This is a genomic window from Chitinophaga sp. 01L420, from assembly GCF_056399985.1.
In genome coordinates this window covers 11,797-29,625 of the sequence record NZ_JBFTSK010000071.1, presented here as the reverse complement: position 1 = coordinate 29,625, position 17,829 = coordinate 11,797, and the positions used below count along the sequence as shown (strand labels likewise).

At 46.9% G+C, this 17,829-nt stretch carries 11 protein-coding genes; 2 read left to right on the top strand and 9 right to left on the bottom strand.

Features of this window, described 5'->3' with window-relative positions:
• The coding region (locus AC1DP6_RS34735) for an Ig-like domain-containing protein (protein ID WP_477058996.1) at positions 1 to 5,077 on the bottom strand (5,077 nt) is incomplete at its 3' end.
• A 296-nt stretch (positions 5,078 to 5,373) separates the two neighbouring features.
• Here AC1DP6_RS34735 and AC1DP6_RS34730 point away from each other — a divergent pair.
• Positions 5,374 to 6,024 carry a response regulator transcription factor gene (locus AC1DP6_RS34730; protein ID WP_477058995.1) on the top strand — a complete coding sequence of 217 codons (651 nt, stop codon included), beginning with the start codon at positions 5,374 to 5,376 and terminating at the stop codon, positions 6,022 to 6,024.
• Here AC1DP6_RS34730 and AC1DP6_RS34725 read toward each other — a convergent pair.
• Complete coding sequence (locus AC1DP6_RS34725; RefSeq protein WP_477058994.1) at positions 5,993 to 9,037, bottom strand: ligand-binding sensor domain-containing protein; 3,045 nt, start codon at positions 9,035 to 9,037, stop codon at positions 5,993 to 5,995. The two genes, AC1DP6_RS34730 and AC1DP6_RS34725, sit on opposite strands and share 32 nt — an antisense overlap.
• Before the next feature lie 418 nt (positions 9,038 to 9,455).
• Here AC1DP6_RS34725 and AC1DP6_RS34720 point away from each other — a divergent pair, with 418 nt between their 5' ends.
• On the top strand, positions 9,456 to 9,863 hold the full coding sequence (locus tag AC1DP6_RS34720) for a RidA family protein (RefSeq protein WP_477058993.1): 408 nt from the start codon (positions 9,456 to 9,458) through the stop codon (positions 9,861 to 9,863).
• Positions 9,864 to 9,959: 96 nt separating this feature from the next.
• Here AC1DP6_RS34720 and AC1DP6_RS34715 read toward each other — a convergent pair whose 3' ends face one another.
• Genes AC1DP6_RS34715 through AC1DP6_RS34685 form a run of 7 tightly spaced genes read right to left on the bottom strand, consistent with a single transcriptional unit; the run spans position 9,960 to position 17,828 of the window.
• Positions 9,960 to 11,468: a pyridoxal phosphate-dependent decarboxylase family protein gene (locus tag AC1DP6_RS34715; RefSeq protein ID WP_477058992.1), complete on the bottom strand. Its 1,509-nt coding sequence runs from the start codon at positions 11,466 to 11,468 to the stop codon at positions 9,960 to 9,962.
• A gap of 27 nt (positions 11,469 to 11,495) precedes the next feature.
• Positions 11,496 to 12,614: a Fe(II)-2OG oxygenase family protein gene (locus tag AC1DP6_RS34710; protein WP_477058991.1), complete on the bottom strand. Its 1,119-nt coding sequence runs from the start codon at positions 12,612 to 12,614 to the stop codon at positions 11,496 to 11,498.
• Between the two features lie 19 nt (positions 12,615 to 12,633).
• Entirely contained in the window at positions 12,634 to 13,569 is a 936-nt protein-coding gene (locus AC1DP6_RS34705; protein WP_477058990.1) for a sterol desaturase family protein, read from the bottom strand.
• Positions 13,570 to 13,598: 29 nt separating this feature from the next.
• Positions 13,599 to 14,204 carry a nitroreductase family protein gene (locus tag AC1DP6_RS34700; protein ID WP_477058989.1) on the bottom strand — a complete coding sequence of 202 codons (606 nt, stop codon included), beginning with the start codon at positions 14,202 to 14,204 and terminating at the stop codon, positions 13,599 to 13,601.
• Positions 14,201 to 16,057: an IucA/IucC family protein gene (locus AC1DP6_RS34695; RefSeq protein ID WP_477058988.1), complete on the bottom strand. Its 1,857-nt coding sequence runs from the start codon at positions 16,055 to 16,057 to the stop codon at positions 14,201 to 14,203. Before AC1DP6_RS34695 ends, AC1DP6_RS34700 begins: the two co-directional genes overlap by 4 nt.
• 2 nt (positions 16,058 to 16,059) lie before the next feature.
• On the bottom strand, positions 16,060 to 16,650 hold the full coding sequence (locus AC1DP6_RS34690; RefSeq protein WP_477058987.1) for a GNAT family N-acetyltransferase: 591 nt from the start codon (positions 16,648 to 16,650) through the stop codon (positions 16,060 to 16,062).
• Positions 16,647 to 17,828 carry an MFS transporter gene (locus AC1DP6_RS34685; protein ID WP_477058986.1) on the bottom strand — a complete coding sequence of 394 codons (1,182 nt, stop codon included), beginning with the start codon at positions 17,826 to 17,828 and terminating at the stop codon, positions 16,647 to 16,649. The genes AC1DP6_RS34690 and AC1DP6_RS34685 overlap by 4 nt, the downstream gene beginning before the upstream one ends.
• Position 17,829 lies beyond the last annotated feature (1 nt).

Sequence of the window (17,829 nt, the reverse complement as noted above, 5' to 3'; positions counted from 1 at the left end):
CAGCATCTATACTCGCTACAGCGGCATCGCTGCTRCTCCAWACRCCGCCAACAGTAGTAGAACTTAARGTAGTAGTTCTGTTTATACAAACAGCAGTCGTACCGGTGATCCCGCCTACAACAGGCAGACTATTTACYGTTACACTAGTCGTTTGCGAAGCGGTACAACCACTCSCGTTGGTTACCGTATAAGTGATYRTTGCGGTGCCGATAGATACACCAGTTACAACACCGCCTGCATCTATACTCGCTACAGCGGCATCGCTGCTACTCCAAACACCGCCAACAGCAGTAGAACTTAAAGTAGTAGTTCTGTTTATACAAACAGCAGTCGTACCGGTGATCCCGCCTACAACAGGCAGACTGTTTACAGTTACAGTAGTTGTTTGCGAAGCGGTACAACCACTCCCATTGGTTACCGTATAAGTGATTGTTGTAGTGCCAGAGGCCACACCAGTTACAACACCACCAGCGTCTATACTCGCTACAGCGGCATCGCTGCTGCTCCAAACACCGCCAACAGTAGTAGAACTTAAGGTAGTAGTTCCACCTATACAAACAGCAGTCGTACCAGTGATCGCACCTACAACAGGCAGACTATTTACTGTTACACTAGTAGTTTGCGAAGCGGTACAACCACTCCCGTTGGTTACCGTATAAGTGATTGTTGCAGTGCCAGAGGCCACACCAGTTACAACACCRCCAGCATCTATACTCGCTACAGCGGCATCKMTGCTGCTCCAAACACCGCCAACAGTAGTAGAACTTAAGGTAGTAGTTCTATTTATACAAACAGCAGTCGTACCGGTGATCACACCTACAACAGGTAGACTGTTTACTGTGACACTAGCCGTTTGCGAAGTGGTACAGCCACTCGCGTTAGTTACTGTATAAGTGATCGTTGCGGTGCCAGAGGATACACCAGTTACAACACCAGCTGCATCAATACTCGCTACAGCCGCATCGCTGCTGCTCCATACCCCACCTGCTGTTGTGGAACTTAATGTATAAGTTCTGTTTATGCAAACAGTACTTATACCAGTAATAGCGTTTACAACTGGCAAATTATTGACCGTAACAGTGGTAGTCCGGCTATTGGTACAGCCACCTCCATTCGTAATGGTATAGGTTATGGTGGCAGTACCAGCAGTTACACCTGTTACAACACCGGAGGCATCTATGCTGGCTATAGCTGCATTGCTGCTGCTCCATACGCCCCCCGGAGTAGTTGAACTTAATGTAGTATTGAAGCCAAGACACACTGCGGTAGTTCCTGTGATGGGATCTACCGGTACAGTTGCCTGCTTTATATTAATTGTGTCGCTAACAGAACAGCCATCAGGGAAACTTACCTTCACATAATATTTGCCCGGCCCTGTTGCCATCAGCTTGTCGCCGGTACTATTGTCGCTCCAGAGATACTGGGAAGAAGGTGATCCGAAGAAGCCCTGGGTATTTAATTCGTAAGGGAAAGCGGTGGAACATATTTCAACATCATCACCTAAACCCTGAATGGGCGATGATCCGTTGTATGGCACAATTGTCCAGCCAATATTCCCTCCCAGATTAGTGCTATGTTGTTTTATAGAAAATGATGCCCCGCCGGTGCCTGTCATACCCTGGAGACGTATGTAGTCAAACTCTACGGATCCGGTGATTTTAGTAATTGTAGCATTCGTAGCACTACTGCTTTTGATTTCGGTAAGGCGACATGGCGTACCACTGCCGAACCATTCACCTGTGATGGTGGTGTTACTTCCGCCGGCAAACGTATAAATATCACCAGGAAAAAACACCAGTGTATCAATTGTATTGCCTGTGCCATAAATCCCTCCGCTGCCTTTGTACTCGAGGTGGCCAATAGTATTATTGCCACCATTTACACCGGCTGCGGAGTTGGTCGCAGGATTTGAAAAAGTAAGCGATTTGATCGTGGTATTGGAAATAGTAGCGTTAGCTGCTGCAACTCCTTCTACAGTTATTATATTATAAGTAAAACCAGTTAAGATAACGTTACCGGTAATATTCGAATTGGCCGCATTCAATGTGCGTTTGGTAGTGGTACCATTATATCGGATACCTCCATTGATGGTGCTGCCGCTGATATCAAGCGCAATATTATTATCGCGGCCTGCATTATCAATGCCTCCAATATTAAGTACTTTACCAGAAGCGGTGAAATTGCCATCCACTAACAAAAAGCGGGTAAGCGTATTGGTATAATCATTCGCAAGGGTAAGGCCGCTGCCCGGTTTATTAATCTCTAAATCAAAACTGCCTTTACATTGACCCGACATCACGGTTTGCTCCGTCCCCTTTAGCAGCAGTGTAGATATATTTAGTGTAGACACCGGGTTCAGTACGATACTGTTTCCCCAGCATTCCATGGTCCAGGCATTGTTTTTTGTAAAGACGGGATCGTTGGCTGCACCCGCCCAGCTCATATTATGAAAGTAAGCATTACCGGTGTTAACAGTCACTGTCCTGGAAACCGCAGTAAAGCCGCTGCCCGCGTTAAAATACACATCGTCAGATACAGTAGGTATGCAGGCACCACCAACACCACCACTGCTGGTACTCCAATGAGCCGCATCATTCCAATCACCGCTCCCGCCGATCCAATAACGCGCGCTTCCTATCGAGGCCCCTATGGTCCATCCGCTGTTTCCTCCGGCGTCCGCACCGTTGAATGGAATGGGAAGCGTTAAACTTCCGCCGCCACCTGTAGCAGCAATGTTTTCCAAATAAACATTGGCTACGTCTACTTTCGCATTCGGACTAAAATTAATGGTACTAATGGCAGTCGTCCCGCTTCTGATTTCTCCTAATCCGCTGCAGGACGGATGTGTAGCTTTGAAATATTTGTTAATCGTGGTGTTGCTGCCGGCGCCAGTTTCATAAAAGAAGAAGTTTCTGTTCTCAGCGGTAATCAGGGAGTCAATAACATTGCTGCCATACCTGATCATTCCCTGTCCTTTAAATTCCAGCTTCCGTATCGTATTGCCGCCGTGTATCCTGGCGGCACTTGTAAACCCGGTGTTGGTAAAAGTAAGCTGTCCGAAAGTAGTCCCTGCTACGTCCAGGTTACCGGCTACTGTCGCACCACAGTCGACGACATTATAAGCTGTGGTGCGGGTAATCAACGCGCTGCGCGCCAACAGGTAGGAATTGGCAGCATTCAGTGTGATCAGGTTGCCCGAGTAGTTCCAGGTGCTTACGGAAATACGCGCATTACTGATGTTAATGGTTCTGGTTAGGGAGCTGTTACTGGTTATGGCGTATAAATCCACGGTACGCCCACTCAGGTTCAGTATCCCTCTTACCAGCACAAACGCGGAATTGGTATTATTCCAATTATCCAGCAGCGTAAGGCCGGCTGTTGGGCTACCTCCCTCCTTCCTGACAGTAAACTGCGTCACGCCCAGTGTACTTCCATTTGTTGTAAGCGTGGCGGCTGAAGTTCCCCGTAGGTCCAGCACGGCATTCATCGTTACTGTTGGGTTTAGTATAACGGAACCATATACCTGGAATGTAAATGAGCTGCTTTTATTAAATATAGGGTTACCTGTGATGCCGCTGGCCCAGGTCATGTTGTTACAATACGTATTTGCAGTGGTAGCAACAATGTTATTTCCTGCTGTAAAGCCACTATTCGCATCAAACACCACATTATCATTGATAAACGGAATACAGGCGCCGCCCGCACCGCCACTGCTGAAGCTCCAGTGCGAATTGTCGTTCCAGTCGCCGGCACCATTTACCCAATACAACGTGGTGCCTATGCCAGATGGCGAATTGATGATAAACCCACTATTTCCGTCTCCGTCAATACCATTTACCGTGAGCGGTGTAATGTTGCCTGTAGCCGCCAGGTTTGTCAGCAACACGTTATCAATGCTGGCTATTGCTGCGGGAGCAAATGCCAATGTCCCGGTTGTCGTTCCGGTAAGTTCTGTAAAGCCATCGCAGGGGGCACCCCCCGCACGGAAATATTTATTGATCGTATTTGTACCGGAAATAGAAATATTACGATTAGGGGTGGTCAGCAGCGTATCAAATGTATTGCCGCCACCATCAATAATGTCTAAGGGACCATTGGCGATGGTCACATATTTAAGATAATTACCGCTGCTTCCTATAGTGGCAGCAGCCCCCCAGCTCACATAATTCACCGTATTATTACCGTTTCTTACTGCTCCCGCTCCTTTAAATATGAGCGAGTCGATCGTGTTACCCGAGTGTATCCTTGCCAGGGAGGCAGATGAAGGATTTACAAAAGTCAGTTTTTTGAATATCGTGTTAACAATCGAGAGATCACTGCTGGAGGTGGTTCCTATCTCAACAATATTGTATGCTCCTCCATCTGTATAGAACCTACCGGTTCTAATCACACTTCCTGTGGCATTAAACGTTTTATTTGCACCCTGGCAATTGTAACCAAGGTAAATATTCATTTCCGTGTTACTGATATCCAAGCTCCGCACGAGTGCGCTGCTGGTAGCAAATGTATAGGTTGTTATTTTTTTTCCCGATGCGTTAAAAGCACCCGCCGTCAACGTCACTGCGTTCCCACCGGAAGAAGGAGTAGCATAAATCAGGTCATCTGCCAGCGTAAAGCTGCCCCCCGGCTTATTGATGTCAAAACTCATCGATCCCTGTATACTGCCGTTGGTCGTTAAAGTAACAGCCGATGCGCTGGTAAACGTAATGGGTATGGCTGTATAAGTAACCGTAGGAGCAAGAGAAAGACTCCCGACAATAGTCAGAGAGGACACACCCGGGCGGCTGAATATAGGGTTATTCGGTACATTCGTGGTCCAGGTCATATTGTTGCAAAATGCATTTGCATCCAGTGTAACCGTTCGTGTGACCACGGTGCCGCCAAAGCCACTGCCCGGGCCAAAAATAACATTATCTGAAGAAGAAGGAACAATACCGGGAATGCTTCCTGTAGTACTGCCAAGCCGCCAATGATTCACGTCACTCCAGCTACCTCCGCCACCAACCCAATAATAATCGGAAGCTTTCAAAGAAAGAAAAGATAATAGCAAGCATACAAGGGTAGTAAATCTCTTCATAGTGTATGGTGTAAACAAAAAAAAGTCTGCCCGCCATTTCCTCTGAGGAAAGCGGTAATTTTACCTGCCCGATACCGGGGATCACGCGCCGTAAAAACTGAGGAAAATCTTATTTCATAGGAATAATCTGTTTACTAAATACAGTTGTTTGCCTATCTTATAAAATGTTCAGGATTTGCCGTTTATCAAAATTATACCTTTGAAACTTGCACGTACATAGAGACTTTTCTATATTTAAGCGCCTAATTATTTGATACATAGAAAATTTTCTATCCTAACGAAAGCATAGCCTGGCCATGAAATCAATTTTAATAGCAGAAGATCACAGCGTACTAAGAATGGGAATTAGTCTTATCGCCGACGAAGTTTACCCCGCCGTTATCATTAAAGAGGCAGATACCTTTTACGACACCCTGGAGCATTTACGGCATCATACCTTTGATCTGCTGATCCTGGACATTCAGTTGCCCGGGGGCGGCAGTCCGCAGATGATAGCAGCGGCCAGAGCCCTGCAGCCCGATTTACGGATCCTTATTTTTTCTTATTTTGAAGAAGATACACACGCTTTAACTTACATCAAGGCGGGAGCTAATGGCTATCTTCCCAAAACTGCGCCACCGGATGTAGTGAAAGAAGCCATCACTGCTGTATTAGAAGGCAATACTTTTGTAAGCGACACCGTACAAATGCAAATGATTAATAACCTGCAGCATCCAAAACATAGGCCGGATGGAGTTATGACGCTGTTATCACCACGGGAAACACAAGTGATGCAATTGTTGGTAAAGGGCGCTGGAAACCAGGATATCAAATCAGCCCTCAATATTCAATCTTCGACCCTGAGTACCTTTAAACTAAAAATATTTACAAAAATGAAGGTCAGCAATGTAGTAGAACTTGCTGCCAAGATGAATGCTATACATGCCGCCGAAAAGATGCAATCGTAAAACTACTGCCTCGTCCTTCGTAGCTGTCCAGGGTTATTTTCAATCCCTGTGTCACCGCCAGCTCCTTTACAATGAGCAAGCCTATGCCGGAACCCTTACGGGGGCCTGCCTCACTCCCCGGCTGATTGAACCACTGTTTTATATCTTCCGGCACCCCCGGCCCGGTATCCCCTACACGAAGTAATACCAGGTGATTCTCCATTATCAACTCTATCACTATTATACCTTTCCGGGTTACCTTTACGGCGTTGTCCACCAGGTTGTATAACACCACTGATAAAAGTTGTTCATCTCCACACAACATCAATGAATCAGGAATATTGTTCCGGATCTCCGTGTTCTTTTCCGAGGCGATAGCCAGGAATATTTTTTGTATATCTCCTGCCACAACAGCGGGTGAAAATATGCTGCTCACAGGCCCCATCTCTACCTGGCTTTTCAGGTATTTCAGTAAATTAGATACCATGTGAAACAAATAGCTGGTGTGTTCATTCATTGCTGTTGCCATCTTTACAGTAGCTGTTCCCTGCTTTTTCGCTTCCGTCAAAATCTTTTCTGAGAGGAATTGCTGATACTGTAACGGACTTAGCACATTATGGCTTACCGACTGCACAATCCTTTGCTGGAACATCGTCCTTTCCTGTAACTCTTTCGTTTTTATATCCACCATCACTTCCAGGAGCAGGGCCTTCTTTTGCAAATACCGTACACGCAGATACACAAACAACCAGGATACAGCCAGTAATAAAAGTGCGCCCCCAGCATAACACCATCCGGTTTCATACCAGGCCAATGGCACTATAAGCTGTAATACTTTATCTGAAAAATTACCATAACCAAAGCCATTCAGCTTACGTACTACCAGGCTGTAATCTCCTGCCGGCAAGGTAGAGATGGCGACTTTACCTCCTGCAGGTAATGGCAGCCATGTAGTATCCCCTCCGTTTTTTACCAGCGCATATGTGACAATGAGATTTTTACTATTTCCAAAATACGGACTGCTGTACATTACCTGCAGCGATGAAAACTCCCTTGGCAACCTCACATTATCTTTGAAGTCTAAAGGCGAATTATCCAATAACACCTGGTCAATCGCTACTGTTGCTTCCGGYAACACCGGCCTGATAGCATCCGGATTAAAAAATACCAACCCGTTAAAGGAGGGTAAAGAAATATAACCATTGCTCAGGTTAACCGCACAAGGCTGACACCCACCATTGAATTCATTGCTGAAAAAACCATCTGACCGGTCGTAATACTGGTAGTAAATTGGGAAAGCGCCATTCTCTGCGTAGGCCAGCAAATCCCGTTTGCTTACCTGGAACAGTCCTCTGTTGGTGGTGATCCAGAAGAAGCCTTTTTTATCCTGTATCATACAATGAGCAGTAGCAATATACCCATCCACATCATATGGAAAGTTTGTTACCCGACCCTTATGATATAGGTAAAATCCGTGATTATAAGTGGTGGCCCATATTTCGTCCTGACCGGTAATCGTGATACTACGTATATACTTTCCTTCCAGTCCCTTTATCGTATCTATCCTACCGGTCAGGCGATCCAGCAGAAAAAGCCCGTCATCGGTCCCCACAAACATCTGCCGGGAATTAACCGTAGCGAAGTAAGTGACATCTCCCTTCATGGCATAGGTCAATACCGGTACCGCATCTTTCCTGTTGCCGTCCAGCACAGCAATCCCATTACCATTCTTCAACCCTATCCAAAGCAATCCCTTCTCATCGCGGTATAACATGGTAGGTAAAGCAGGCAGGGTATATGCTGAAAGTTGCCGGAATGGCGACAATTGCAGGTGATATAGCTGCTGACCTCTGCTGGTCCAGCTACCGCCTTTTCCATCGGTGCTGATACTATAAAAATCGGAAACATTTTGCGGCTTGAACAGCGGCAACGGAGTAGCAGTTCCCGTTGGCTTCAATATATATCCATTGGGTACAAAAACACCATCTTCTCCATAAGGCAGCTGGCTGTACATACTTGCAGACCCTCCACTCACATACTTTGACACAAACTGTAATGGCGACAACACAAATAAACCTTTTGTAGCACTGCCCAGAAACAACCGGCCATCTTTTGCATTATAAAAGGCACAACGTATCTCCGTTTCCGTTACATCAAAATTGTCCACCAGTTTACACGTCACCAATTCATCATTGCTATTTCTTGTTACAAGATAGAAGGTGTGATTAAAGCTAACCAGCAGATGACTGGTATCATATATACTCCAGAAAGGTACCACCACTCTTCCCGGACGGTGATAAAACGGGTCAGACAGGATGTCGCCTTTTAATGCGGAACGTTTTAGGTAATGACTGAACGCTGCTACTATTCCATCACTTTGAAGGTGGAAAAGCCGTCCGTCCAATATAAAGAAACTCAAGCTTCCGTTATTGGGGAATGGTAATGTATTGCGGGTAATTCCATCCCGGACATATCTTACGGTATCATTATGGTATAGATAAAAACTCTTTTCATCGCTATACAATTTCAGCTCATTTATCCTGGCTCCCCACCTCGAACTTTCATTAGGCAGTGTCATAGTATAGGAAATACCATGGTGATCTTTCACTCCTGGCTGGTACCATTTCAGGTAACTATGCTGTTCGTTTAAGGGAAAAGTATATCGCGCGGCAACACCGTCAACAATATGCACCGCTTCCCCCTTTTCATTAAGTGCGCCTACATTTCCCAATGTATCCAGAAAAATCGTATAAAAGCGATTAGACTTCAATGCCAGCGGCCCCGTATCTGCCAGTTTAAATTTTTCACCATCAAACCGTGCCAACCCATTTTCGGTGGTCAGCCAGAGATAACCATACTTATCGTATACAACGGCATTCACACTATTCTGTGGTAATCCGTTACTATTATCGAAATGTCGGAGGAAATAAGTGGTGGTATCAGCGGCGCTACAGGTAACGATACATAGGCACAGCAACATTATAGAGATAATAGTATAAGGCGGTTTCATCTGGGCAATAAAAAATAAATGCATGAAGGTAGCCAAAAATATGTACCGTGAGGAGTTGATTTGCTATAAATAGCGCTCTCCAGGTACAAAAAAATAGACCACGCCTCAAACAGAGTGGCCCCAGGACTCCACCTGTTCCATTAATTTTTGTTAGCAGTTTAAAGGGCTACCCATTAGCCTACTTTTTGGTAAGTTATTGACATTAAAACGCAATAGAAATACTTTTGGGTCTCACCCAATCGTAAAAAAAATAATGATTAGGCAACCCAAAATTTTCAATAAAAGCTCGTTTAACATAGCGAACTATGCCTGTCGGGCGGTATGGCGCTAGACTACTACACCCAAACTAAAACCGTGTGAATGGATCTAAACAGCTAAAAATTAAAATTGGTATAATATCTTTAGAGATGATAAGCATTAGTTGAAAATTATAAAAAGAGTCATGAACAAACAAATTCAACACATCAATCCCGATGGGATGATAAAGAGTCCGGCATTTTCACAGGCCATCATCACGCAGGGTAATGGAACTACCGTTTATATCGGCGGCCAAAACGCGGTGAATGATCAGGGAACCCTTATTGGCAAAGGAGATATCCAGCAACAGACTGAACAGGTGATGAAGAATATCTTACTCGCGCTTTCCGCCTGTAATGCTACCTTCCAGGACGTGGTAAAGCTGAACATCTACCTGGTACAAGGCCAGGATGCACGTATTGCGTTTGGCACCGCTAAAAAATTTATGGGGGACGGTACCAACCCGCCCGTAGTGACGGTACTGATGGTTGCTGGATTGGTTAACCCGGATTGGTTGTTGGAAATAGATGCCATTGCTTTTACTGGTCAATAGCACCAAAACATGATTTAACATCGATAGGGTTAATAACAGTAATTGAAAAGTCCCGGCACATTCGCCCCGGGACTTTCCTGGTCACTCGCCCCACGATCAAAGCAGGCTATATCCCTTGGATTTAATAGTGGCAAGTATTTCCCGTATATGCGACACCGTAGTAACAGGATTCAGAATAGTAAACTTCAGGTAAAAGTTGTTCTCCACTTTGGTGCTGGCTACTATACAGACACCTTCGAAGAAAAGGGCTTGTTTAATCCGGAGATTCAGGGCCGACAAATCGGTCTTGATACCTGCCGGTCTGAAACGGAATACCAGCACTCCGAGATCTGAACTACTAAGCAGATCAAACTCAGGGTCCTGTTGCAGCAAGGCTGCAGTAGCCGCTGCGGTGTCTATCATCATATCCGTATATACGCCAAGTTTATGTTTCCCCATCAGCCGCAGCGTACACCAGAGTTTTAAGGCATCAAAGCGGCGGGTGCTCTGGGTAATAGATTTATTGATCTGTGCCGGTAGTTCATCATAGTCCTGGTCCTCCGGATTCAGATAATCCGCATGGTGCCTGACCACTTGCAGTGTGGATTTGTCCTTCACCAGAAAGGCACTGCTGCTGATAGGCTGGAAGAAAGATTTATGATAGTCGATGGTAACGGAATCCGCCTGTTCTATCCCTTTCAGCGGGTGGCGATATTTGTTGGACAGCAACAGGCCGCAGCCATAGGCAGCGTCTACATGCATCCACAACTGGTAGGTAGCCGCGATGTCCGCGATAGGCTGCAATGGGTCTATATTACCGAAATCAGTAGTACCGGCGGTGGCTACAATTGCAATCGGAATATTCCCCTGGCTCAACTGCTCGTCTACAGCAGCTATAAGTGCGGCGGTATCCATTCGGAAACGACTGTCTGTCTTCACTTTTACAATCGCCTGCTCCCCCATCCCTAACAGCCACGCATTTTTCTGGTTGCTGAAATGGGCCTTGTCGGAAACAAATATCCTGAAACGGGATGCTTGTGCAGGTAGACCATCCTCCTTGATATGATGTCCGAGCATCTTTATGGCAAAATGGTCTCTGGCTAATAACAGCCCCATAAGGTTGGACTGTGATCCTCCTCCTGTAAACACGCCATCCGCATTCGTATAGCCAATCTCGTTAGCAGTCCAGTCTATCAGCCTTCTCTCGATAAAGGTGCCTCCTGCGCTTTGATCATAAGTGTCCTGGGAGGAGTTGACGGCGCTGATGATGACCTCAGCGGCCAATGCAGGTATCACCACCGGGCAATTCAGGTGAGCGATATACGCAGGCAGATGAAAGGCAGTAGCATGCCGGATGTACAACTCATTCACCTCCTCCAGCAGCGCATCGTAACCCGCCAGTGGCCTGCTCAGGTCCACGCTGTACACCAGCTCCTGTATGGTAGCTGGTTTTATACCTGTAAAAGGTTGTTTAGTATCCTGCAGGAAACCTATTACTGCCGCCCGGGCTTTTTCCACGGCCTGCTGGTATTCAGCACTGGTTGCCTCATATAATAGGTCGTTCAGTAATGGGTTGCTCCTGTTGTATAATTGAGGGGCTGCTTTTGTAAGCTGATCTGTATGCATAAGTAAGTTTTTTTAGGAAAGAAAAGGTTAACGGAAGATGCTGCCATAATGCTCTTCCATGATAAAATAAGGGTCTTCTGTTTTGGTAACCTCCCGGATGTTGATGAGACTTGTCTTACTCATCATCCGCAACATCATTCTCCGTTCGCAGGGTACCAGTACACCTTTTTCTTCCCGGTAGCCTGCCAGAAAAGCGTTTCTTCCGTGTGCACAGAGATGATTATTGACGAAGATGAGGTCACCGGCGGCAGGTACAAAATCATTATAGATATATGTTTTGGCTACCCGCCAGAATTCTTCCAGATGGTGCAGGGCTTCAGCACTCTGATTGGTATCAGGATTATAGAGCTGCTCGGCTGCATCAAAACGGATGAAAGGGTATGTTTCATTGCCGTAAAGTACAGCCGCGGTCACTTCTTCTCCTGCGGTGGCATCCTGTGCGTAATTGGCGTCTTTGGGGCATTTATACAGCGGCCGGAACAACGGCCGCATCACCTCGTCTGTAGCGCCATGCGAACGAATGGAGTACAACATAGAAGGCACCTGCTCTTCATTCCTGATAAACAGGAAACTCAGAAAATCGGCCTGATGAAAGAGAAATGCATCTTCGGTATGTACAAACAGATCTGTACGCGAGCCGCTGCCCGTTTGTGTATGGCTCATTTTCTCGTCCGGTATGATGGCATGCATCAACCCACCACCTTTACGCTGAGCATAATACTGTACCGGTTTGCTGGGCACCGCGCCATGCAGCAGGCTACTGATAAAACCATATGCCTTTAACTTTTCGTAATCGGCCTCCTTCCAACTGGAAGGCGTTTTGCCCAGTTCATCCTGGTCCACCTGTATCAGTCCCCTGAAAACAATGGCGCCATATTGAGTGGCGGAATAATCTGTGCCGAAATTGCTGAGTATACGTGCAATACGCTCCGGTAGCAGCTGATAGGCATTCAGGTGCAGCGAGGCAATGAATGCCGGATTTTCGTAACTGCCATATTCCCTGATCAGCTTTTGACCTATGTAAAACATGGCGGTGGATTCTCTGGCGGTAATGTCCACAATCAGCGGTGCTCTCGGCGGCGTTACGGAAGTCTCCTTCCATACATCTGTTGTGATATCTGGTGTTGTTACTATTGCGTTTTTCATGTTGAAGGGTTTAAATGGATCATTGATTTTTTCCTTTTCTCCTGCTGCAGGGCGCTCCACCCTCCGCACGATATTGCGCGGCCATTTTGCCGCCATCGATGTGGTTCCAGCCTGGAGGCATCACCATATATTTCAGCTTGTTTTTCAGGCCCGGCGCGTTTCTTATGTCCGCCCACAGATCCCGCCAAAGCTGCAATTGCACCTGCAACAGGTTTTTACCGCTGATTTTATCATTGAGTATGCCGTAAACAGGTTTCACCTGTTCCATCTCTGATTGAAAAGTGCTGAAGATCCTGTCCCAAATGGAAAAAGTTTCTCCATAATTCCTGTCCAGGTAGATATGGTTCTTTGCATGGTGCACACGGTGTACGGAAGGCGTAATGAACAAACACTCCAGCCACCGTTGTTTTCCCACTATCTCATCAAAGTGATCGTTAACATGCTCATAAAGACCATACAACCTTGCAATGGCTTCGCAGATGAAGATCATAAAAGGATCAAATCCCAATATGGGCAGGGTTATAACGGTAAGGGGTATATGCAGAAACCCAAGGAAGGAACCGCGCACAGCCACAGTCAGTTTCATTTCTTCAGCGGTATGGTGTACCCCATGAATGCACCAGAAAAACCGTACTTTATGCCCCAGGTAATGTACCAGCCAGAACATAAAGTCATACACCAGATAGGCCAGTATCCATACATACCAGGCATATCCAAGCGTAAAGAACCGGTACTCGTACATCCACATCATGGTACCGAAAATGAAAATCCTGCCCAGGAATAAATAAGGGAAACTATCCAATACATAGGATATCACATTTACCCAGCCCTCCTTATTGCTTTCCATTTTTTTTGTGATGACCAGTATTACCCACTCCAGTACCACCAGCCCAAGTACGATATATCCGAATACGCCCTGCATTTTACCCAGCAACAGCGGAAGATAAGTTTCCATAAAATAGAATAGTTATGCGGGTTAAAAAATTAATAGAGCCATGTTGTTTTCTTGTCAATGTCAGTGCGCCTTTTGGCGCTGCAGTAATTTTGCCGGTCATAATACCCCATGTAAAAGAAACCCAGGCACTGTTCATTTTCTTCCAGCCAGTTTTCCCTGGCGTAGGCAACGCAGGCATCGCAACTGTCCCAATAGGCGCCGATATCATAGGCCTCACAGGTCAGCGCCATATTTTGCACAGCGCAACATACAGCAGCCATTTCTTCCCATTCCTTTATATCAATCTTCGCGTTACACCGCATGATGATGACGATGATACAGGGTGCTTTCAATGGATATAGCCTTGCCCGTTCATGCCTGCTGTGTGACCATTCTGCTGCGGATAGCCGTTCCCGATAGTACGCGGCCAGGTACTCCCCGAAAGGTGCACGCTGGCTGTCCTGCAATACAATGAAACGCCAGGGCTGCGTCATTTTATAGGTAGGCGCCCAGGTGGCGTTGGTCAGTATCTCCCGGATAACAGCTTCCGCCACCGGTATATCCAGGTAGTCATCGGCAAATACACTTCGCCTCCGGCGGATAATGTCCGTCAGCACCTGCTGACGGACATCTCGTTTTTCTTCACACATCATCATTGACTCAGGGTATTTTCCAGCCCGGCGGGAGCTACGGTGCTACGTTTGAAAGGAGCGATAGGATTCTGCAACATACCAGCCAGTTGCAAGCTTCCGGCCGGATCGGCCAGGTCTACCATCTGCCTGTTATTACGGAGTTGCAGACGGTTCAGGCAGGATAAAATAAACTCCGGCGCAAACATATCGTACTGCTCAAATTTGGCAGCATGTTGTGGTTGATCTTCCTGGTAGGCATATACACATGCCGCTACCTGCTGCCAGAAATCTTCTTCCCGGTAATCACATTTGGTCACGAGAATATTTGACAGGAACCTGAAGAAGCAATCAAAAATATCTGTGAGTATGCTCAGTATCCGCAGTTCCTCCGGAACAGTCACACATATACGTCTTCCTTTTTCTGCTATGTCAGTATTCATACGGAACACGCCGATTTCTTCAGTGATGTCCTTCATAATAGCCTTCACCGGCACATGATTCTCCAGCACCAGGATGAGGTTTTCTCCATGCGGCATAAATACCAGATCATGTTCATAGAAACAGTGCAGCAGTGGCGTAAGATATGCCTGCAGATAACGCTCCAGCCAATCGTGTACAGAGATACCGGAAGCGGCTACCAGTGCAGGCAGCAAAGCATTGCCCTGGTAATCAATGTGCAACAGTGCTGCCATCGTCATCAACTGCTGGCCGGGTTGCAGTACTTTCGCCGGGCTCTCTCTCCAAAGGCTGGCCAGCATCTTATTATAAGCCACCTGCTTCCCAAATGGCTCATAATAAAAATTCCGGTAACCAACGGTAGCTACTTCACACAACAGCGTAAACCCATTCTGTTTGAGATAGGGATCTTCACCTACATATTTACGTATCCACTCTGTAATAGGCGGCGTGCTGTCCATATAGTACGGAGTAAGCCCGCGTACAAATCCCATGTTCAAAATAGACAGCGCCGTTTTGGTATAATGTTTCTCAGGATGACTGAGGTTATAAAACGTGCGGATAGATTGCTGCGCATTGAACAAATCCGGGCTATATCCCAGGCACACCAGATGCTGATTGGCCAGGTCAGGCGCGCAGATGATGGCAAGTTTATTATACCACTGCCACGGATGTATGGGAATAAAGAAATAATCATCAGGAGAAAGACCTTTGTCTTTCAGTTTTTTATTGAATGAGGCCAACGTTTCCTCCCCCAGTTCATCCGCAATAAGCTTACTGTAAGGCAGCTCTTCTACTGCACTGTAAGCAGTGCGGCTTTTATGACCGGCCAGCCATACCAGTTGCATTGGCTGGTCCGATTCAGGGGCGTATCTGCCATAGTCGTTGGCATCAAAACCAATACGACCGTTGTTGGCTACAAAGCAAGGGTGGCCGGAAGTCATGGCATGCTCAAAAACCTGGTAATCTGATTGTGCCAACGCACTAATGGACAACTGCGGCCTGCTCATCATATAGGCACTACCGTTAAGTGTACTGATGATCTCTTCCAGGTAGGAAGGAAGGTTTTCTGTACTGATGTTCAACAGGCGCTGGAACTCCTGTATCAACAGCATACTGTCCAGTGGCAGGTCTTGTCCGTTATTCACTTTCCGGATACTGTCTGCATCAATGGACCAATGATTAAGACGGAGGATACGGGCACGGAAAAAGTAAGTAACAGGTGCTGCGTCCGGAGCGGCTAACCGGTACTGCGACCACTCCTGGTCATCACTGATCCATTCGGGCTGCAACAGCAACTCGTGGGCAAACTCACTGATAATTTTGGCCACATGCAGGCGGTTGGCCATAGCCCAGATATCAGGTTGCAGATGACTGATCACCTCTTCGGGGGAATTCATAATAGTTTCGTTGGTATTCATATTCAGTTATTTTTTTTTGCATTTAAGTATTGTGTTCGCGTACAGAAGGCCAGGGCAGCGGTTTTATGTGGCAACTGCACTTCCTTCTCATAGGTAAAGCCTGCCCTCCTGTTGATAGGATGYATTTTTTCGTTGCGGATATCAGGTTCCACCACCACTCTTTTGTGTTGGGGATTATCAAACAGGAAGTCCATAACGATAGAGAATATCTGCCACGTAAAGCCATGAACAGGTATCTCCGGCGGGCCAACCAGTATATGCATCCCTACGTCTCCGGGTTGGGGTTCGTAGAAACTCCCAATGAGATCATATACCGGGTCGTAGCACTCACAGAGAAAAGCCGTTTTCCCATTTATCTTCCCAATCAATGCACAGGCATGATCGTTATTATCTATGGCTATATATTCCGCCAGCACCGCTTCGTAAGATTTGGTGGTCATGCCCCAATAGTGCGCATATGGCTGGGTAACCCAACGATAAATTTCCGGCGTATCACACTGCAGGTCCATGGGCCATAGCTCCACAGTCCCCAGGAGAGGAGTGGAAACCCGGTATGCGGGCGTTAGTTGTAATGGTATGATCGGTGTCTTCATTTACAGGATGGATTAACCGGTTGAACATAAGGACGCGCCAACTGGTAATACATGACCGTTACCAGCACATAGCCCGCAAAGGCAGCTATGAACGGGATATGCAGCGGATAATGCTCCACGAGTATACCGGCAGAAAATGAGGCAGTGAGCACGCCCAGGTTTTGAAAGAAATGTATTTTGCTGTATTCAACAGCATAGGAAGTCGGCTCGCAGACATGGAACAACAGGGCATCGAAACGGACAGCCGACTGGAAAAATGCCCAGCCATACAGGCATCGGCCGGCAATGATCGTTACGGTGGATGGATAAGACTGCAACAGCAATCCCACCAATGCCAGTAACAATGCCGGCAGGATAGCATGCCAGGGCGTATCCGGTACTTTGCGCCGGCGATTCATCCAGAGGGCCAGGGCAGCCACTGCTGCCGGAATAGCGTATACAGCTCCGGATAGCATGCTGCTATGCAGCATGGACACTGTTTCCCAGTATTTCACGAAAAACGGGCGGATGATGAAATCACTGTAGTAAAAGAACAGGGTGATTACACTCAGCCGCAGCACAGTACCGGAGGGTATCAGCGCTGTCCAGCTTTGTGAATGCTGTTCCGTTATCGGCTGTTGTGGAATCGTTTCTCCGCGACTCCACAACAGGTAGCCGCTCAGCCCTGCCTGGAAGAAATCTCCCGCGGCCATGCCCAGGTATATGTACTGCGGTTGCATCCAGTCTATGACCATACCGCCAAACACCGCTCCCAATACACTTCCCAGGTGAATAATCACTGACAGTATGCTGATGATGCTCACATGTTTATCTGTATCCGTGATACGCAATATAAAAGGGTATACCAGCAGATAACTGCCTTTAAAAATGATGATCGCCAGCGATACCACCCAGAACAGCGTATAGTTGGTGATATAAGCGCAGGAGACGGCCAGTATGCCCGCAATGACCTGTGTGTACACCAGTATGCGGAGTTCCGGTATGCGCCTTGATACCATCGCCCATACGGGGAATGCCACCATTACTGTAGCACATACCGCGCTGAAGTAGGTACCGGTAACACGTGGGTCCTGTATGCCAAAGCGGGAAGCAAAGAACAACGGATAAAACGGATGCATCATATAATCACTGACTACGGCCACCAGCGTCATTAGTATCAGATAAAATCGCAGTGGCATA